This is a genomic window from Geobacter argillaceus, from assembly GCF_007830735.1.
GTDB lineage: Bacteria > Desulfobacterota > Desulfuromonadia > Geobacterales > DSM-12255 > Geomobilibacter > Geomobilibacter argillaceus.
In genome coordinates this window covers 68658-87695 of record NZ_VLLN01000009.1, presented here as the reverse complement: position 1 = coordinate 87695, position 19038 = coordinate 68658, and the positions used below count along the sequence as shown (strand labels likewise).

At 59.1% G+C, this 19038-nt stretch carries 20 protein-coding genes; 18 read left to right on the top strand and 2 right to left on the bottom strand.

All coding sequences use genetic code 11. The annotated features are described in order from the left end of the window. Nucleotides 1–15 precede the first annotated feature (15 nt). Together JN12_RS09140 and JN12_RS09135 are read right to left on the bottom strand one after the other, a co-directional pair. On the bottom strand, nt 16–999 hold the full coding sequence (locus JN12_RS09140; protein WP_170241879.1) for a GNAT family N-acetyltransferase: 984 nt from the start codon (nt 997–999) through the stop codon (nt 16–18). A gap of 274 nt (nt 1000–1273) precedes the next feature. Then, nucleotides 1274–3505: a vitamin B12-dependent ribonucleotide reductase gene (locus JN12_RS09135; RefSeq protein ID WP_145021528.1), complete on the bottom strand. Its 2232-nt coding sequence runs from the start codon at nt 3503–3505 to the stop codon at nt 1274–1276. A 223-nt stretch (nt 3506–3728) separates the two neighbouring features. Here JN12_RS09135 and JN12_RS09130 point away from each other — a divergent pair, with 223 nt between their 5' ends. The 18 genes from JN12_RS09130 (at nt 3729) to JN12_RS09050 (ending at nt 19021) form a co-directional block, all read left to right on the top strand. Then, the gene (locus tag JN12_RS09130; protein WP_145021525.1) at nt 3729–4949 is read left to right on the top strand and encodes a right-handed parallel beta-helix repeat-containing protein; all 1221 of its coding nucleotides are present in this window, start codon (nt 3729–3731) and stop codon (nt 4947–4949) included. Nucleotides 4950–4989: 40 nt separating this feature from the next. Continuing rightward, nucleotides 4990–6141: an aminotransferase class V-fold PLP-dependent enzyme gene (locus JN12_RS09125; protein ID WP_145021522.1), complete on the top strand. Its 1152-nt coding sequence runs from the start codon at nt 4990–4992 to the stop codon at nt 6139–6141. A 60-nt stretch (nt 6142–6201) separates the two neighbouring features. Continuing rightward, nucleotides 6202–6477, top strand: a complete 276-nt coding sequence (locus JN12_RS09120; RefSeq protein WP_145021519.1) for a hypothetical protein — start codon at nt 6202–6204, stop codon at nt 6475–6477. Between the two features lie 90 nt (nt 6478–6567). Next, nucleotides 6568–7884, top strand: coding sequence for a PhoH family protein (locus tag JN12_RS09115; RefSeq protein WP_145021516.1), 1317 nt, complete (start codon nt 6568–6570; stop codon nt 7882–7884). A gap of 291 nt (nt 7885–8175) precedes the next feature. Beyond that, nucleotides 8176–9198, top strand: a complete 1023-nt coding sequence (tsaD, locus tag JN12_RS09110) for a tRNA (adenosine(37)-N6)-threonylcarbamoyltransferase complex transferase subunit TsaD (protein ID WP_145021513.1) — start codon at nt 8176–8178, stop codon at nt 9196–9198. Beyond that, a complete protein-coding gene (gene rsmA / locus JN12_RS09105) occupies nt 9198–10022 on the top strand; it encodes a 16S rRNA (adenine(1518)-N(6)/adenine(1519)-N(6))-dimethyltransferase RsmA (protein WP_145021656.1) in 825 nt (274 codons plus the stop codon). The genes tsaD and rsmA overlap by 1 nt, the downstream gene beginning before the upstream one ends. A 53-nt stretch (nt 10023–10075) precedes the next feature. Beyond that, nucleotides 10076–11431, top strand: coding sequence for a UDP-glucose dehydrogenase family protein (locus JN12_RS09100; RefSeq protein WP_145021510.1), 1356 nt, complete (start codon nt 10076–10078; stop codon nt 11429–11431). Nucleotides 11432–11435: 4 nt separating this feature from the next. After that, the gene (locus tag JN12_RS09095; protein WP_145021507.1) at nt 11436–12371 is read left to right on the top strand and encodes a UDP-glucuronic acid decarboxylase family protein; all 936 of its coding nucleotides are present in this window, start codon (nt 11436–11438) and stop codon (nt 12369–12371) included. Between the two features lie 17 nt (nt 12372–12388). Next, nucleotides 12389–12688 (top strand): FtsB family cell division protein, encoded by a 300-nt coding sequence (locus JN12_RS09090; protein WP_145021504.1) that lies wholly within the window; start codon nt 12389–12391, stop codon nt 12686–12688. A 27-nt stretch (nt 12689–12715) separates the two neighbouring features. Next, a complete protein-coding gene (locus JN12_RS20460; protein WP_170241878.1) occupies nt 12716–12877 on the top strand; it encodes a hypothetical protein in 162 nt (53 codons plus the stop codon). Between the two features lie 10 nt (nt 12878–12887). Beyond that, nucleotides 12888–14567 (top strand): arginine--tRNA ligase, encoded by a 1680-nt coding sequence (gene argS, locus JN12_RS09085; RefSeq protein WP_145021501.1) that lies wholly within the window; start codon nt 12888–12890, stop codon nt 14565–14567. A 198-nt stretch (nt 14568–14765) separates the two neighbouring features. Continuing rightward, entirely contained in the window at nt 14766–15386 is a 621-nt protein-coding gene (locus tag JN12_RS09080; RefSeq protein WP_170241877.1) for an SPOR domain-containing protein, read from the top strand. Between the two features lie 254 nt (nt 15387–15640). Next, nucleotides 15641–15868, top strand: a complete 228-nt coding sequence (locus JN12_RS09075) for a type IV pilin protein (RefSeq protein ID WP_145021495.1) — start codon at nt 15641–15643, stop codon at nt 15866–15868. Between the two features lie 33 nt (nt 15869–15901). After that, nucleotides 15902–16267, top strand: a complete 366-nt coding sequence (locus JN12_RS09070) for a hypothetical protein (RefSeq protein ID WP_145021492.1) — start codon at nt 15902–15904, stop codon at nt 16265–16267. A 287-nt stretch (nt 16268–16554) separates the two neighbouring features. Continuing rightward, nucleotides 16555–16782, top strand: coding sequence for a type IV pilin protein (locus JN12_RS21010; protein WP_145021489.1), 228 nt, complete (start codon nt 16555–16557; stop codon nt 16780–16782). A gap of 33 nt (nt 16783–16815) precedes the next feature. Next, nucleotides 16816–17181, top strand: a complete 366-nt coding sequence (locus JN12_RS09060) for a hypothetical protein (protein ID WP_145021486.1) — start codon at nt 16816–16818, stop codon at nt 17179–17181. 182 nt (nt 17182–17363) lie between these two features. Next, nucleotides 17364–18155 carry an ABC transporter permease gene (locus tag JN12_RS09055; RefSeq protein WP_145021483.1) on the top strand — a complete coding sequence of 264 codons (792 nt, stop codon included), beginning with the start codon at nt 17364–17366 and terminating at the stop codon, nt 18153–18155. Next, nucleotides 18152–19021, top strand: coding sequence for a hypothetical protein (locus tag JN12_RS09050; protein WP_246125808.1), 870 nt, complete (start codon nt 18152–18154; stop codon nt 19019–19021). The genes JN12_RS09055 and JN12_RS09050 overlap by 4 nt, the downstream gene beginning before the upstream one ends. The last annotated feature ends 17 nt before the right edge of the window (nt 19022–19038 follow it).

Sequence of the window (19038 nt, the reverse complement as noted above, 5' to 3'; positions counted from 1 at the left end):
AATTGTTGACCGTTTTTAATTTGTCTTCTTGGAAAGCAGCAGTCGCTGGGAAGGCTTGAACCCACGCTTAGTCAGAAAGTTCCGCAGCCCGAAATTCCCGTGTTCCATCTTGGTCCGGACAGATTCGACCTCAAGAGCGGAAAGGTCGGTCAGCAGCTGAGAGAGAAGCGCATGCCCGATACCTGAACCACCATAGACGGGGTGAACTCCGATTGCGTCTAATACTGCATATTTATTGACTTTGCCAAACTCGCCGAAATCGGTGCGCGCCATGATGAAGCCGGTGACGATGCCGTCGTCTTCCGCCACCATGGAGAACCGTATCCCGGATGTATGAACCGATTCCCTGAATTTGGCGGCATAAAATGCAGAACGGTCCAGACCGGTCAGCTTCGTGTCTATTCGATCGACAGACACAAGATCGTCCCCTGTGAGAGGGCGCACTATGACGCGCCCCCTGGCTAGCGTTTCATAATAGTTACAGTCGGCAGTGTTGTGGACCCGCCGCCTGCCAGCCATGTCAACCGGAGCGACCCTGGCGATCTCCTCGCCCAGGGGAGAGGTGTCTCGCTCTATGATCTGGCCGGATGCCAGAGCGAAACCTGTTGACGCGAAAAACCTGGTCATGTTGTGATTTGACCAGATAATCTGGGTCTGCAGGGTGCTGAGATTCTTCCTTTTCATCCGCTGTTCGATCCCGGCCATGACCTTTTTACCTATGCCCCTGCCTTGATAGTCAAGGTCGACACCGATGGTTTCAAGTTCCACTGTGGTGCCTTGGGCGCCGAACTCTCCTTCCAGAATTCTGGCAAACCCATAGCCTACAAGCTTTTTGTTATCAACGGCAGCACAGGTGACAAAACTGTCAGGCTCAGCCGTTGCCGCAGCAAGCAGGCTTTCCAGAAAGGCTTTTCTCGGCCGGCCTGTCAGCCGGCTCTCAACTTCTGAAACCTGATCTATATCTTCGGGATAGAGTGAGCGAACTGTGAGGTCGGACATGGCGTATTCTCCTTTCTGCTGCACTTCAAGAATCATTTTATGAACTGCCTGTACAAAGGTATGTTTACCACGTTAAGGTTGGTTTGCAATTCGGGGTTACACTTCATGAAAACAGAACAGGATGGGGCTGGTTTTAATAGGCTGCGGGTTTGAAGGTGTAGTGTTGAGACCTGCCGGGTCAACGTCCCCGGATTGTGTCGGTCTGGATGGATACTGGATTTAGACAACAAAAAAAGCCCGCATCGCTGCGGGCCTTTCCGTCAATCTATCTGCGCTATGCACATTCACTATAGCCGCACACCCGACAAACCGCACACCCTCCCTCGTGCTCCACGATCCCGCCGCACTCGGGGCAGGCGCCCCGTTCCGGCGCCTTGGCCTCCAGGCCGGTATCGTAACCGGCAGCGTGCATGTGGGCCTGGATCGCCTTGGCCACTGCGTCGGCGCAGGAGAGGACCTTGTTGTCCCCGAAACCTGCCGGGCAGTGGCAGGAGATCCCCAGGAGTTGCTTGATTACCTGGCGGGCCTGTACGCCGCTCCGCCAGGCCAGCGATACCATCCGGCCGATCGCCTCGGCCTGGGAGGCAGCACACCCCCCCGCCTTCCCCATGGTGGTGAAGAGCTCGAAGAGGCCGCTCTTGTCCTCGTTGACCGTGACGTAGAGGGGGCCGCAGCCGGTCTGCATCTGGTAGGTCCACCCCTTGAGCGCCTTGGGACGGTCCCGCTTGAAGACCCGCTTGTCGTCGACCTGGGCTCCCTTCTCCTCCACCTTCTCCTCCTTCTTGCCGGTGGAGAGGACCTGCTCGTCCCGCGAGCCGTCACGGTAGATGGTGACTCCCTTGCAGCCGGTCTGGTAGGCGAGGCGGTAGACCTTTTCCACGTCCTCCACGGTGGCCGTATTGGCGAAGTTCACCGTCTTGGAGACCGCGTTGTCGGTGTGCCGCTGGAAGGCGGACTGCATCTCGATGTGGCTTTCCGGGTCGATGTCGTGGGCCGTGACGAAGATCCGCTGCACATCCTCCGGTACCTCCGGGATGCCGTGAACCGTGCCGTGCTCGGCGATTCGCTGCATCAGCCCCTCGGAGTAGAAGCCCCGCTCCTTGGCGATCTTTTCGAAGATCGGGTTCACCTCCACCAGGATGTTGTTGTCCATGACCTGGCGGACGTAGGAAACGGCAAAGAGCGGCTCGACGCCGGAGGAGGCGTTGGCGATGATGGAGATGGTGCCGGTCGGGGCGATGGTGGTGATGGTGGCGTTTCTGATCGGCTCCAGCCCCGGCTTGTCGTAGATCGACCACTTGAAGTTGGGGAACGGGCCGCGGGCCTTGGCCAGCTCGCGGGAGGCGGCATGCCCTTCGTCGTTGATGAACTGCATCACCTTCTCACCCAGGCTGATGGCCTCCGATGAATTATAGGGGATACCCAGCAGGATCAGCAGGTCGGCCCACCCCATGACCCCCAGGCCGATCTTCCGGTTGCCGCGGGTCATGTCCCGGATCTGGTCCAGGGGATAGTTGTTGACCTCGATGACGTTGTCCAGGAAGTGGACCGCCAGGGTCACCACCTCTTTCAGGCGGGTCCATTCGACGTCCCCGTCCTTCACCATCTTTCCCAGATTGATGGAGCCGAGGTTGCACGACTCGTAGGGGAGAAGCGGCTGTTCGCCGCAGGGGTTGGTGGATTCGATCTCCCCCACCAGCGGGGTCGGGTTGTCCTTGTTCAGCCGGTCGAGGAAGATGATGCCCGGCTCGCCGTTTTCCCAGGCCTGCTTGACGATCCGGTTGAAGACCTTGCGGGCATTCAGTGAGCCCGCTATTTCACCGGTCCTGGGGTTGAGCAGGTTATACTCCCGGTCCTTGTCCACTGCATCCATGAACGCCTCGGTGATGCCGACCGAGATGTTGAAGTTGTTGAACATCTTCTGGTCGGCCTTGCACATGATGAAGTTCATGATGTCCGGATGGTCGACCCTGAGTATCCCCATGTTGGCCCCACGCCGGGTCCCCCCCTGCTTGACCGTGTCGGTGGCGATGTCGAAGACCCGCATGAAGGAAAGCGGACCGCTGGAGATGCCGGAGGTGGACTGGACCACGTCGTTGGCGGGCCGCAGGCGTGAGAAGGAGAAGCCGGTGCCGCCGCCCGACTTGTGGATCAGGGCGGTGTACTTGACCGCGTCGAAGATCTCGTCCATGGAGTCCCCGACCGGCAGGACGAAGCAGGCGGAGAGCTGGCCGAGCTCCCGGCCGGCGTTCATCAGCGTCGGCGAGTTGGGGAGGAATTCCAGGTTGGTCATGATGCCGTAGAAGAGGTCGGAGAGCCCTTTCAGATCGGCCTTCTTGTCGAATGTCCTGTCCGCTGCCGCGATGGCATCGGCTACCCGACGGAAGAGCTCGGCCGGGGTTTCCAGCGATTTCCCCTCCTTGTCCCGTTTCAGGTACCGTTTTTCCAGGACGGTAATGGCGTTTTTCGACAGGGCGGACAGTGTTGCGGGCGCTTTGTGTGCCATAAACCTTGGTTCTCCTTGCGTGAAAAAGGTTTTGTAGTGTTTTTAGGCCTTTTACAATATGTTGTGTTGCGGTGAAAAATTAACCACAACATGTATGGGGTGTCAAGGGCTTTTTTGAACTAGTTCTAACCGACTGAAAAGACGCGACAATGCCCTTTTTCTGTTGGATACGGACGGCGCGGCGGTTTACTTTGCCCCATGGTTGTGGTAAGAATTTTCGGCTATGACACGAAATGACGGACCCGGCGATGCCCGGTGCAGACAGTGTGGTGTGACGATCAGTCCGGCCTGGCCGATTGCCCTGGTGATTCTGCTCATGGTGCTGTTCGGTTCCGGTGGCGAAGCGGCACAACTCCCTTCCGGCGCAGCGCAGCCGACGGTCGAGGGGCTGCAGGGCCTGCCGGCGCGTATGCTCCGTCCCCTGGGGACGGTGGAGGCTACCTACCGGGAACAGGCAATCACCGAGGACACGGTCTGGAAAGGGGTGGTGGTGCTGGAAGGCCCGGTCACCGTGGCACCCCAGGCCACCCTGACGATCAGGCCGGGTGCCGTGATTGTGGCCAAGAGTAGCGAAGCCGGCGGTCTGGGCGGCACCTCGCTGTTCGTCCATGGCCGTCTGGTGGTTCAGGGGGATGCCGAGCGCCCGGTCCTCTTCACCAGCGCCTTTGCCGTGCCCCATCCGGGTGACTGGTACGGGGTGATTCTCCAGGGGAGCGAGAAGAAAAACCAGCTGGATAACTGCCGCATCGAGGGGGCGGAACGGGGGCTGGAGGCCCATTTTTCCTCGTTCACCGCCAGTGGCGTTGCCTTTGCCCATTGTCGCATCGCCCTGCGGCTCCTGGACTCCCTGGCCTCGATCCGGGGGATGACGGTGAGCGATTCGCCCATTGGGGTAATGATCCAGGCCGGCGAGACCGATCTGCGGGACGGGGTCGTCAGTGGCGGCCAGAGCGGCATCGTTGCCGAAGCCGGATCGGTCACCCTGCGCCAGGTAACGGTCCAGGGGGCGGTCACCGGTCTGTTGGCCGAGGGGGTGAGACTTCAGGTGAGAGGGGCTCTCTTCACGGGTAACGGCTCGGGGCTGCGCCTGACCGCCTGTGAAGGTGAGGTTGTCGGCGTCCGGGTGGTGGATAACCGGGACGAAGGTTTGAGCCTGAAGCGCAGCCGACTCAAGGTACACGGCAACGAGATCAGCGGTAACGGCAGGGTGGGGCTGCGCCTCGGCGACACCCTTGCCGCCCTCTGGGGGAACATCATCCGGAACAACGGCGCCGTCGAACTGGCCTACGACGGTATTGGCGACCTTTCTCTGCCCGGCAACTGGTGGGGGGGGCTCTCCCTGCCGGAACTGAAGAAGAAGGTTGTGCCCGGCCAGGTTGCCGATCCGCCGGCCAGGGTTCTCCTGGCTCCGCTTCTTGCCACTCCCCCGTCGCTGCCGTTCTGATAGCGGTTGCCATAACCCTGGTGACATGATACGGTTTTTTATGCCGATTTTTCTGGATAACGCGGCTACTTCCTTTCCCAAGCCCGAGTCGGTCTACCGGGCCATGGACGACACGATGCGTCGGATCGGCGTGGCGCCGGGGCGGGGCGGCTATGCCCAGGGGCTGGAGTCGGCCCGGCTGGTCTTCACTGCCCGCGAAACCCTGGCCGAGTTCTTCGCCATTCCTGATCCGACCCGTCTCGTCTTTACCCACAGCGCCACCGAGTCGCTCAATCTGGCGGTACGGGGACTGCTGAAAGCGGGTGACCACGTGGTTACCACCACCATGGAGCACAACTCCCTGGCCCGTCCGCTCAGTTACCTGGAGAAGCGGGGGATAGCGGTGACCCGGGTGGCGGCGGACCGCGCCGGCCTTGTTGCCAGTCGTGACATTGCTGCTGCCTTTCGGCCGAATACGCGGCTCGTGGCGCTGGCCCATGCCTCCAACGTCACCGGTACTGTCCAGCCGGTGGCGGAGATCGGTCTGCTGGCCCGGGCCGCCGGGATTCCGTTCCTGGTGGATGCGGCCCAAAGCGCCGGCTGTCTCCCCATCGATGTGGTACGTATGGGGATCGACCTGCTGGCGGTCCCCGGCCACAAGGGACTCTTCGGCCCACCCGGCACCGGGCTTCTCTACGTGGCTGAGGGGATCGAGCTGGAACCGCTCACGGTGGGGGGGACCGGCAGCTTTTCCTCCGAACCTGAGCAGCCCAGTGTCGTGCCGGACCGGTTCGAAAGCGGCACCTTGAATGTGCCGGGGATAGCCGGCCTCCTGGCCGGGGTCGAGTTCATCCGGCAGACCGGATTCGGGGCCATTGCCAGCCACGAAGAGGAACTCATGGTGCGGCTTGTGGCCGGGCTGGCCGTGATGCCGGGAATCACTGTCCATGCAGCCCCAGCGGGGTGGCGCGCGCCGGTGGCCTCGTTCACGATTGCCGGGCTCGACCCGGCAGTGATCGGTTTCCGTCTGGACGCCGAGTTCGGCATTGCCGTACGGGTTGGTCTCCACTGTGCACCCATGGCCCATCGCACCATCGGCACCTTTCCCGTTGGTACCGTACGGGTCAGTCCGGGCTACTTTACGACCAATGCCGATATCGACGCCTTCCTGGCGGCACTCTCCGATATAATCGGCCAACAACTTCAGCCGTAAACAGTGACGGGAATGCGTCCGGCTGCCGTATTGATTTTTACAACGAGGAGATTATCATCCATGAAGCGGCTTGTTTTCTGTTTCATCGGTCTGATGCTGGTCGGTATGCTGGCAGCCTGTTCCCTTCCCCCTGAAAGGCCGGTCACCAAGGCTGATCTCATGAAGACGAACATCTACAGCACCTTTACCGTCAAGGAGCCGCCGGAGTCGGTTCTGGCAGCCCTCAACCGGGACGGTGAGGTGGTGGTCGAGGCCAGCTACAAGGGAAAGGGCGAGTATTACCTGAAGATTGTGGCCACCTCCGAGGGGCTCAAGTACAGCGTTATCGAGAAGTAGGCCTCGCCTGCCCATCTCATGCAATTTCTTACGGTGTCACGTCTGCCGCAGTGTGCAGCCGGCACCGATACCTGCTCAGCTAGGAGTGTTATGAAAACCTTTGTCATCGACACCAACGTGTTCCTCTACGACCCACAGGCCCTTTTCAGGTTCGAGGACAATACCATCGTCATCCCGATCACAGTAGTCGAGGAGATCGACCGGTTCAAGAAGGACATGAACGAGACCGGCCGGAACGCCCGCCAGATATCCCGTCTTCTGGACGAACTCCGCCTGCAGGGTTCTCTTTCCAATGGGGTCGGACTGCCGGGTGGCGGCACGCTGCGGGTGGAGATCTACGAAGAGAAGGTCATGAAGCGGTTGCCGCCGGAACTGCGGGCCGATCGGGGCGATAACCGTATCCTTGCGGTAGCCGTGGACCTGCAGCAGAAAGAGGCGGCCAGGCCGCTCATTCTGGTGACCAAGGACACCAACCTGCGGATCAAGGCCGACGCCCTCGGCCTGGTTGCCCAGGACTACCGTTCCGACAAGGTGGAGATCGACGATCTCTACAGCGGCATGGCCGATGTGGATGTGGCGCCGGATGCGGTGGACCGGTTTCATGGCCAGGGATGGCTTGAGTGGGATGGTGGAGGGATGCCGAACCAGTTCCTGACCCTGCGGGACGCCACTAACCCCTCGCACACGGCCCTTGGCCGGATAGATGCGGTCAAGCACCAGCTGGTGCCGATCCGCCGCGTAGGGAAAGAGGGTGTCTGGAGCATTCAGCCCCGCAACAGGGAGCAGTCGGTGGCCCTTGACATCCTGCTGGACGATTCCATCAAGCTGGTGACCCTGGTGGGCAAGGCCGGCACCGGCAAGACCCTGCTGGCAATAGCCGCCGGTCTGCACAAGGTGGCTGAGGAGGGGGTCTTCAACCGGCTCCTGGTCTCCCGGCCGGTCTTTCCCATGGGACGCGATCTGGGGTTCCTGCCCGGCGATATCGAGGAAAAACTCTCCCCCTGGATGCAGCCGATCTTCGACAACGTGGAACTGCTCCTTTCCGGGCACGAGGCCGAGAAGCGGCACAGCAAGGGGTACAAGGAGCTGATGGCCATGGGGATACTGGATATCGAGCCCCTGACCTACATCCGCGGCCGCTCCATTCCCAACCAGTACATGATCGTGGACGAGGCCCAGAACCTGACCCCCCACGAGATCAAGACCATCATCACCCGGGCCGGCGAGGGGACCAAGATCGTTCTGACCGGGGACCCGTACCAGATCGACAACCCGTATGTCGATGCCTCGTCCAACGGTCTGACCTATGTGGTGGAGCGTTTCAAGGAGCAGGCCATCGCCGGCCACATCACCGTGCTGAAAGGCGAGCGGTCGGCCCTGGCGGAGCTGGCGGCCAACCTTCTCTGACAGGTTGCTGAAAAACAGCCATCTCGCCGCCGTCCTCGAAAGCCGCCTTGTGACTTCGGCCTGCGGCCTCACCCTTCGGGCGCCTTCGCGGTCCAATTTCACACGTGAAATTGTGCGGCGTAGCGCTGTTTATGCCCGCTGTTTGGGGACTACGCCTCCGCGGGGCTTTCTGCGGGTGCGACGATCTGACTATTTTTGATCAACCTGCGACAGAAGTCGGACAGTAGACAAACCTCTTACGGGGCGTATGGTACGCCCCGCTTTTTTGCCCCGAACCCCGAGCCCTGAACCATGTTATTACTTGCCATCGAGACATCCTGTGATGAAACCGCGGCCGCCGTGGTGCGTGACGGCCGGCAGGCGCTCTCCGGAGTCGTTGCCACCCAGGTGGATATCCATGCCGCCTATGGCGGCGTGGTGCCGGAAATCGCCTCCCGCCAGCATCTGGAAGGGATCGTGCCGGTCATCGACGAAGCGCTCCGGAGCGCCGGCGTCACCATGGCCGATATCGAGGGGGTGGCGGTCACCCGCGGTCCCGGACTGATCGGCGCACTGCTGGTCGGGGTCTGCGCCGCCAAGGGGATTGCCGCGGCCAGGGATATCCCGCTGGCCGGGGTGAACCACATCGAGTCCCACCTCCTGGCCATTCTCCTGGAGGAGGAGGTTCCGTTCCCCTTCCTTGCCCTGGTGGTTTCCGGCGGGCATAGTCATCTCTACCGGGTGGATGGGATCGGCCGCTATACCATTCTCGGCCAGACCATCGACGATGCGGCCGGAGAGGCGTTCGACAAGGTGGCCAAACTGGCAGGGCTTCCCTATCCCGGCGGGGTCCAGATTGACCGGTTGGCGGTACAGGGCGACCCGCAGCGGGTGAAGCTGCCGCGGCCGCTCCTCCATGACGGCACCCTCAACTTCAGTTTCAGCGGCCTGAAGACTGCGGTCCATACCGCCTTGCGCAAAGAGCCCTCTCTGGCCGGGGACGACCTGCCCCACCTCTGCGCCTCGTTTCAGGAGGCGGTCTGCCAGGTCCTGGTCCGGAAGACCGCCACCGCCCTTGAGAGAACCGGCTGCACGCGGCTCGTGGTGGCCGGTGGCGTAGCCTGCAACAGCGGACTGCGCCGGGCCATGGCCGCAATGGCCGCGCAGTGCGGGGTTTCCCTGCATATCCCGTCGCCGGCCTTGTGCAGTGACAATGCGGCCATGGTGGCGGTGCCGGGGGATTTCTACCTGTCAAAGGGGCTCGGTGCCCTGGATTTCGATGCCGTGCCGGTCTGGCCCCTGGACCGGATCGCCGCTGAACTGGGGTGGGCATGATGGAGAGGGTCAGGGCCAAGAAATCGCTGGGCCAGAATTTTCTGGTGGACCAGCATGTCCTTGAGCGGATCGTGGCTGCCGTGGCGCCGACAGCCGAGGATCAGGTGCTGGAGATTGGTCCGGGGCAAGGGGCTTTGACCGGTTTTCTGGTCCCCCGGGTCGGCCGTCTGGTGGCGGTGGAACTGGACAAGCGGCTGCTTGGGCCGTTATCGGCAGCCTATGGCCCCTTGCCCCATGTCACCATCGTCGAGGGGGACATCCTGCGGGTGGATCTGCCCCGACTCCTTAAGGCGCATGGCGACGGGCAATGGAAGGTGGCGGCCAATCTGCCCTACAACATCTCGTCCCAGGTCCTGTTCCTGTTCCTAGAGACCCCTACCCTGTTCAGCCGGCTCGTCCTCATGCTCCAGAAGGAGGTGGGGGATCGGTTGGTGGCCCGGCCCGGCACCAAGGAGTATGGCATCCTCTCGGTATTCTGCGCCCTTCATTTCGACGTGGTTCGTGAATGCGTGGTAAAGCCCGGCTCCTTCCGGCCGATCCCCAAGGTGGATTCGGTTGTCCTTCGTTTCACGCCGCTGGCCGCACCCCGGTGCGACGTGGGGGACGAGCCCCTGTTCCGGCGGCTCGTGAAGGCGTCCTTTGGCCAGCGCAGGAAAACCCTCTGGAACTGCCTGAAGAGTGCCGATCTGGCCCCCGACGACGAGGTGTTGCGTGCTGTTCTAGCGAGTTGCGGCATCGATCCGGGCCGCAGGGGGGAAACCCTTGATCTGGAAGAGTTTGCCCGGTTGAGCCGGGCACTGTTGGCGGGGAAAGTGCTGGCATAGGCCGGGTTCCTGTGCTATAGAATTTGTTTAATTTACGTACCGGAGTTGACTGAATGAAGATTTGCGTGATCGGAAGCGGTTATGTGGGGCTCGTGGCCGGCGCCTGTTTTGCCGAGAGCGGCAACAGCGTCATCTGTGTTGACGTGGACGAGGCGAAGATAGAGGGGCTAAAAAAAGGGATCATCCCCATCTACGAGCCGGGCCTGAAGGAGATGGTCCTGCGGAACTGTGAAGAGGGGCGGCTCTCCTTTACCACCGATCTGGCCGAAGCGCTCAAGGTTTCGTTGATCAACTTCATCGCCGTCGGCACTCCGCCGGGCGAGGACGGTTCTGCAGACCTGCAGTATGTGCTGGCCGTTGCCAGGGGGATCGGCCGCCATATGGAAGGGTTCAAGATCATTGTCGACAAGTCGACCGTGCCGGTGGGGACCGCCGACAAGGTACGGGCCGCCGTGAAGGAGGAACTGGACAACCGCAAGGTCTCCATCGAGTTCGATGTCGTCTCCAACCCGGAGTTTCTCAAGGAAGGGGCGGCCATCGAGGACTTCATGAAACCTGACCGGGTGGTGATCGGCACCGACAACGTCCGGACCGCGGAGATCATGAAGGAGCTCTATGATCCGTTCATGCGCAAGCAGAACCGGATGATCGTCATGGACATCCGGAGCGCCGAGATGACCAAGTACGCGGCCAACGCCATGCTGGCCACCCGGATCTCCTTCATGAACCAGATCGCCAACCTGTGCGAACGGATGGGGGCTGACGTCTCTGCCGTGCGGGAAGGGATCGGTTCCGACTCCAGGATCGGCTATGACTTCCTCTTCCCCGGACCGGGCTACGGCGGCTCCTGCTTTCCCAAGGATGTCAAGGCGTTGGTGCGGACCGCCGAGGAGTGTTCCTGCGATTTCCTGCTGCTCAAGGCGGTGGAAGAGGTGAACGAGCGCCAGAAGCAGGTGCTCGCCGACAAGCTGCTCAGGATTCTCGGGAGCGGTGACCCGGAGAAGCCGCTCTCAGGCAGGACCATTGCCTGCTGGGGGCTCTCCTTCAAGCCGCGTACCGACGATATGCGCGAAGCGCCGTCACTTACCGTTATCGAGCGGTTGCTGGCCATGGGTGCCGCGGTCCGTGCCCACGACCCAGAGGCATTGAAAGAGGCGAAGAGGTATTTCGGCGACCGGATCACGTACAGCACCAATCAGTACGAGATTCTGGCCGACTGTGACGCGCTGGTCATCATCACCGACTGGAACGAGTATCGCAACCCGGATTTCGAACGGGTCAAGGCTGCTCTGAAGAGCCCGATCGTGGTGGATGGCCGCAACCTGTACAAGCCGGACCGGATGCAGTCTGCCGGTTTCCGTTACGTGCCGCTCGGCCGCAACGGCAACAGCTGCTGCGGGGAGGGGTAACGGTATGCGGATACTGGTCACCGGCGGCGCCGGCTTCATCGGGTCACATCTCTGCGAGCGGCTTCTGGCCGACGGCCATGAGGTGATCTGTATCGATAACTTTTTCACCGGCAGCAAGCGCAACATCGCCCATCTGCTGGATGACCACCGGTTCGAGCTGATCCGCCACGATATTGTCGAGCCGATTCTGCTGGAGGTGGACCGGATCTACAACCTGGCCTGTCCGGCCTCGCCGGTTCACTACCAGTACAACCCGGTCAAGACGGTCAAGACCAGCGTCATGGGTGCCATCAACATGCTGGGGATGGCCAAGCGGGTCAGGGCCCGCATCCTCCAAGCCTCCACCTCGGAGGTTTACGGAGACCCCCAGATCCACCCCCAGACCGAGGATTACTGGGGGAACGTGAACCCCATCGGTATCCGGAGCTGCTACGATGAGGGGAAACGGGTGGCAGAGACGCTGATGATGGATTACCATCGCCAGAATGGGGTGGAGATCCGGATCGTACGGATCTTCAATACCTATGGTCCGCGGATGGCCGAGAACGATGGCCGCGTGGTTTCCAACTTCATCCTTCAGGCGCTGCGGGGAGAGGACATCACCGTCTACGGCGACGGCTCCCAGACCCGTTCCTTCTGCTATGTGGATGATCTGGTGGAGGGATTGATCAGGATGATGGAGTGTGACAGCTTCATTGGTCCGGTCAACCTGGGGAATCCCGCGGAAACCACGATTCTGGAGTTTGCCCGGCGGATCATCGATCTGACCGGTTCAACATCGAAGGTCGTGCACAAGCCGCTCCCCGCGGACGATCCCAAGCAGCGGCAGCCGAATATCTCCCTGGCCCGCGCCAGACTTGGCTGGGAGCCGGCCACGCCGGTGCAGGAAGGGCTCAGACGGACCATCGCCTACTTTTCCCCGCTGGTGACGGCGCGCTGAGCCCGTCGGGAGGATCCATGCGGAAGAGGCTTTACTTCATCCCTGCCGCCTGCATCACCTTCATCCTCTACTTCACCGTGTTCGGTGAACGGGGACTCCTGCGCATATACCACCTGAATCGGGAGAAAAAGGAGATTCAGCAACGGGTGGATACCATTCGCACGGACAATCTGCGACTGGTGCGCGAGATCGATGCCCTGAAAAACGATCGCCGCTACCTGGAAAGTGTCGCCCGCCGGGATTTCGGCCTGGTCCGGCAGAACGAGATCATCTACCAGTTCCCTTCGCAGCCCAAACCCGAGGAGCCTAAGCGGTAGTGCCCGCCTACCAGATGGAGATTTCCCATGTCACGACAGAGTTGTGCGATCTGCGCTTGGCGCGAAACCTGCGCCAAGCGTTTTTGTGTTAGCGACGGCGGCGCCCGGTGTCCCGATTTTACCCGGGACATTTCGATCAAGGAACAGCCTTCCACGACGGAAGGTGTCAACGCCCCGGAAAAGGAGTAGCAAAGAGTCGATGCGCGAGACTATACGGACAAAGATCAATGCAGCACTGGAGCGCTGTTATGCAGCGGCGACCCTCAATTCGGGCCAGTTCCCGGTTTTCGTGGTTGAGGAACCGGCGAATGCCGAGCACGGAGACTTTGCCACCAATGTGGCCATGGTCCTGACCAAGGCTGAACGCAAGGCGCCCCGTATCGTTGCCGAGGCACTGGTGGCCGAGTTGCAGGCTGAGGGGGGGTTCGCCCGAATTGATATTGCCGGTCCGGGGTTCATCAACTTTGTCCTGAAGAATGAGGCGTGGCAGCAGACGCTGCTGTCCATCGACAGAGCCGGGGCCGAGTACGGGAAAAGCGACATTGGTGCCGGGCAAAAGGTGCAGGTTGAGTTTGTCAGCGCCAATCCGACTGGTCCGCTGCATATCGGTCACGGCCGCGGCGCCGCCCTTGGCGATACCATCTGCCGTCTGCTGGCTGCTACCGGCTGGGACGTCACCCGGGAGTTTTACTACAACGATGCCGGCCAGCAGATCGCAAACCTGGCGCTTTCGGTGCAGGCGCGCTGCCTCGGCATCGAGCCCGACGACCCGCGCTGGCCGACTGACGGTTACCAGGGTGAATATATCAAGGATGTGGCCAGCGCCTATCTGGCCGGGGCGACGATTGACGCCGACGACCGGCATGTCACTGCCGCTGGTGACTCGCACGATCTGGATGCCATCCGCCGCTTCGCGGTTGCCTATCTGAGGCGGGAGCAGGACCAGGACCTGACGGCGTTCGATGTTCACTTCGACGTCTACTCGCTGGAGTCGAGCCTCTATGCCGATGGCCGGGTGGAGGACGTGGTCCGGCGTCTGGTTGAAAACGGCCATACCTATGAGGAGGGTGGAGCGCTCTGGCTGCGCACCACCGACTTTGGCGACGACAAGGACCGGGTCATGCGCAAGGCTGACGGCGGGTACACCTATTTCGTTCCCGATGTCGCCTACCACCTGCACAAATGGGAGCGGGGCTACACCCGGGTCATCAACGAGCAGGGTGCAGATCACCACAGCACCATTACCCGGGTGCGGGCCGGTCTGCAGGCACTCAATGCCGGGGTCCCGCAAGGGTGGCCGGAATACGTGCTGCACCAGATGGTGACCGTCATGCGCGGCGGTGAAGAGGTGAAGATATCCAAGCGGGCCGGCAGCTATGTCACCCTGCGGGACCTGATCGACGAGGTCGGGCGAGACGCTACCCGTTTCTTCTTCGTGATGCGCAGACCGGACTCACAGCTGGTCTTTGACATCGATCTGGCCAAGCAGCAGTCTTCCGATAACCCGGTCTATTATGTCCAGTACGCCCACGCCCGGATTCACGGCATCTTTGCCGCTGCTGCCGAACGTGGCGTGATTACCGATTTCTCGACTGTCGATCTGGGACTCCTGGGCACAACGGAGGAACTGGCGGTCATCAAGGGTCTCGCCTCGTTCCCGGAACTGGTGCTCGGCAGTGCGCAGGCCTTTGAACCGCACCGGATTACCTTCTATCTGACCGAACTGGCGAGCCTGCTGCATGGTTTCTATACCCGGCATCGCGTGATCAGCGACGATCAGGCACTGACCACGGCCAGGCTGTTCCTGCTCAAATGCGTGGCCATGACCATCCGCAACGCCCTCACCCTGTTGGGGATCTCGGCACCGGAAAAGATGTAGTGAAAAATTCTTAGCGGCGTACGGTTTTCTTTACGCAAAATTGGGTTACAGTTTCAGGCAACGGGACTGTTTCAGCCAGCCAGTCTCATGATGCTCAAAGCTCTACCGGAAACTGCGATCAATTCTATGGTTATCGATTACAGCGAGCAACGACAGTCCCCTCGGAACCGTCCCAAACGGCAACCGGTGGGGCGGTATATGGCAACGTTCCTGCTCATCCTCGGACTGGCCTATTGTGGCGGATTTCTTACCGCCTGGTATCTGTACCGACCTGCCGCCCTGACCGCAGCTCAGTCAAAGGCCAGGACAACTGTGCCGGTGGCCCAGGGGAAGCAGGCCGCTGTCCAACCGCAGCAGCCACCGACTCCTCCCGCCAGTACTGGCCAGGATGTCCCGCTTTCCTTTTACGAGACCCTGCAGAAAGGGAACAAGTCGATCATCGGCAGCGGCCTGAACCCGCAGAAGGGACAGGAGTCCCCGACGGCGGTTAGGGGCTCTTCTGTATCGCCGCCCGCTCCGCAACCGGTAAAGAAACAGCCGGAGCCAGCGTCGTCCCAGGCAAAACCAAACCCTTCACCGTTGGCCGGGGAGGGGAAGTTTACGGTGCAGGTCGCTTCCACCAAGGAGCGTAAAGAGGCTGATGAACTTGTGGCCCGTCTGGTTGCTAAAGGGTATGCTGCCACGGCAAGCGAGTCGAAGGTGGAAGGGAAGGGGACCTGGTTCAGGGTGAGGGTGGGGAGGCATCTGGTCCGTTCCGATGCCGAGGAACTGGTTGCAAGGCTCAAGTCCGGTGCCGTGGTGGTACAGGAAAAGGAGTGACGGTTCGTTTGTAGTGTGCCGTCCTGCAAGACCAACACAAAAAAGGCTCATTGTTGACAATTTTTGTCACAATGGGCCTTTTTTTGTCGTATGAACAAAGCATTCAAGGTTTTTTTTTGTGCGCCGACAAAAAATACAGATAAATTCTACAGTTAAAAAATGAAACTAGTTGGCCAAATGATTGCTTAGTAAGGAATCAAACAAGCGCACTTCACCAACCAGGCGTTGGAAAAAACTCACGAAAGGAGAAACAAATGTTAGCTAAACTCAGAAACGAAAGAGGTTTCACCTTGATTGAGCTGCTGATCGTCGTGGCGATCATCGGCATCCTGGCAGCCATCGCCATCCCGCAGTTCTCGGCCTACCAGGCCAAGGCCCGCAACAGCGCCGCAAACGCCGATTGCAAGAACATCAAGACCGGCTGGGAGGCCTTTGGCGCTGACAACAGTGGAGTTTATCCCGCAGCCCTTGATATCCGGTAACCAAACAACGCATCTGACTTAAGGAGGCTCCCAATGAAACGCATAATCTCTCTTGTTGCACTGATGTTGATCGTTACTTCCGGTTCCGCTTTTGCTACAGCTTTTGCGACAGGCGCTACCGATACCAACGGTACTGGCGAAACCGTCTACGGAGGCGTCGACGCCACCACCGCCGCTGGTACCACCGCCCCTGTGCTTGGCCGACTCTCCAAGGGAGTGCACTTTGGTGCGGCCTTTAGCGCCACCACATACGCACTCACCACCAAGCACTCAGGTGGCACCAAGATGTACGGAACCGCCCAAAACTCGACGGCGATTTACTCACAGGATGCCACGGCCATTGCCGCTCCCTCAACCAGTGACGCCAACGCTTTTGCAACTGGCTGGACAGCCATGTAAGCCAAGGTTGACCTTTTGTAACTGGCGGGGGATGTTCAGGCATCCCGCTTTTTCATGCCTGTTGTCGGGAGCCGATCACCATTATTGACAATTTTTGTTACAAGGGGCCTTTTTTTGTCGTAGGTAAATAGTTTTAAAGTTTTCTTTTTGCGCACCGACATTGAAATACATGTAAAATAGAGCTGTTAAACAAATGAAGATAGTTGGCCCGCTGCTTGCAAGGTGAAAAATCGAACAAACCACTTCACCAACCAGACGTTGTAAAAAACGCACGAAAGGAGAAACACATGTTAGTTAACCTCAGAAGCAAAAAAGGTTTCACCCTCATCGAGCTGCTGATCGTCGTGGCGATCATCGGCATCCTGGCAGCCATCGCCATCCCGCAGTTCTCGGCCTACCAGGCCAAGGCCCGCAACAGCGCCGCAAACGCTGATTGCAAGAACATCAAGACCGGCTGGGAAGCCTTTGGCGCTGACAACAGTGGTGTCTATCCCGCGGCCCTTGATATCCGTTAATAGAACAACGCAACTGACTTAAGGAGGATCCCAATGAAACGCATAATCTCTCTTGTCGCACTGATGCTGATCGTTACTTCAGGTTCCGCTTTTGCCGCAGCTTTTACTTCAGGCAGTACCAATACCAACGGTACTGGCCAGTCCATCTACGGAGGCGTCGACGCAACCACCGCCGCTGGTACCACCGCCCCTATGCTTGGCCGACTCTCCAAGGGAGTGCAGTTTGGTGCGGCCTTTAGCAACACCACCTATGCACATACCACCAAGCACTCAGGTGGCACAAAGATGTACGGAACCGCCCAAAACTCGACGGCGATTTACTCTCAGGATGCCACGGCCATTGCCGCTCCCTCAACCAGTGACGCCAACGCTTTTGCAACTGGCTGGACAGCCATGTAAGCCAAAGTTGACCTTTTTTAACTGGCGGGATGTTCAAGCATCCCGCTTTTTTTGTGCAAGCCATCCGGAGTTGCAGTGTATCGTTGCTTTTCGCAGCAGTCCTGTTACCATAGCGCAGTGACGTAGCCATGACAGATCCTGTATGTATCCAGTCTCATTGTAAGGAGTAACGATCAGACATTATGTTTAATATTGTCGCAATCAGTCTACGGGCAATCTTTCGCGACAGGGTCTTTCACGGGATTCTCGTCGTTGCTTCAGTATTTCTCATTATTCCTTCAATAAGTTCCCTGTCCATGCGACAGGTTACAGAGCTTTCCATTACCCTCTCGCTTTCTCTGCTCTCTTTCATTTTGTTGCTTCTTTCAATCTCTCTCGGTGCAACAACAATCTGGAAGGACATTGAACGACGTTACACCTACAGTGTGTTGAGCCTGCCATTTGAACGATCAACCTATATCATCGGAAAGTTTCTTGCCGTAGCTCTTTTTCTGCTCTTGACGACTTTTGTGCTGGGTGCTGTTGCCTGTCTGGTGGTATGGCTTTCGTCAACTATATATCCATCGGAAAGACCGATTGTCTGGAGTAATCTCGTAACCTGCATCATCTTTGATGCCCTGAAATACATAATACTGGTTTCATATGCGTTTCTCTTCTCAACAGTCAGCACATCTTTTTTCTTGCCGATTTTTGGCACCATTTCTATTTATTTTGCCGGCAATGCCACACAACAGGTCTATGACTATATCAATTCCCCGGCTTCCAGCTCTTTGCCTTTGTTCATCAAAAAGGGGGCGGTCATTCTTTATTACCTGCTTCCCAATTTCAGTGCCTTTGATCTCAATATCAACGCGATATACGGTATAGCCTTGCCAGTGAAGGCAGTCGTATTGCCGTCCGCATATTTTTGTATCTACACCATGCTGCTCATGGCATTGGCCACTATTGTCTATTGCCGGCGAGAAATGAAATGATGGCGAACAAGGTTGTTCGAACATTTTCCTTCGCAATTCCGGTTCTCATGGTTGGCTATCTGCTGTCGGTTTTTGCACTGGCAGGCTATATGAAAAGCAGGCCTTTTGTCGAAAAACTCGGCTATATCCCCACGGTCAATACGATGAAGGTCATGGCTGGCGACCATAAGCAGTTCATGGGGGCCAACCTCCTGCTGAAGGTCCTCTTTTACTATGGCGGTCTGGCCGAAAAGGCGGAGAACCAGTTGCATATCCCGGCCGATTATCCCGCCATGTCGCGTACCATACATGCCGCGCTGAAGCTGGATCCTTACAACATGGACGGCTATTACTTTGCCCAGGCGATTCTCACCTGGGATCTGGGGAAGGCCGCACTTGCGAACGAATTTTTGGAATACGGGATGAAATACCGCGATTGGGACTGGTATCTCCCGTTTTATGCCGGGTTCAATTACGCATATTTTCTGAAAGACCATGACAATGCTGCCAGGCATTACCGGCGGGCTGCCGAACTTTCCGGCCAGGCGTTGTTCATGAATCTGGCCGGCAGGTACATGAGGGAGTCGGGACGGACCGACATGGCAATCGCTTATCTCGATGCAATGGCAAAGGGGGCACGTCAGGAATCGATAAAAAAGGTACTGAACACCCGTAAGGCCGCTTTTATCGCGGCCAGAAAAATCGAACTGGCGCGCGATGCCTACCGCGAGAAACATGGAAGGCTCCCCGGTTCCGTGGAAGACCTCCTGGCGGGAGGATACCTGAAACAGGTCCCCCAAGACCCTTATGGCGGCAGGTTCTATCTGGCGGCTGATGGCAACGTGGCCAGTACCAGCGGTTTTTCGTTTGCCGGTGCCGGTAAATGAATCGTGGTTTCGGAGCA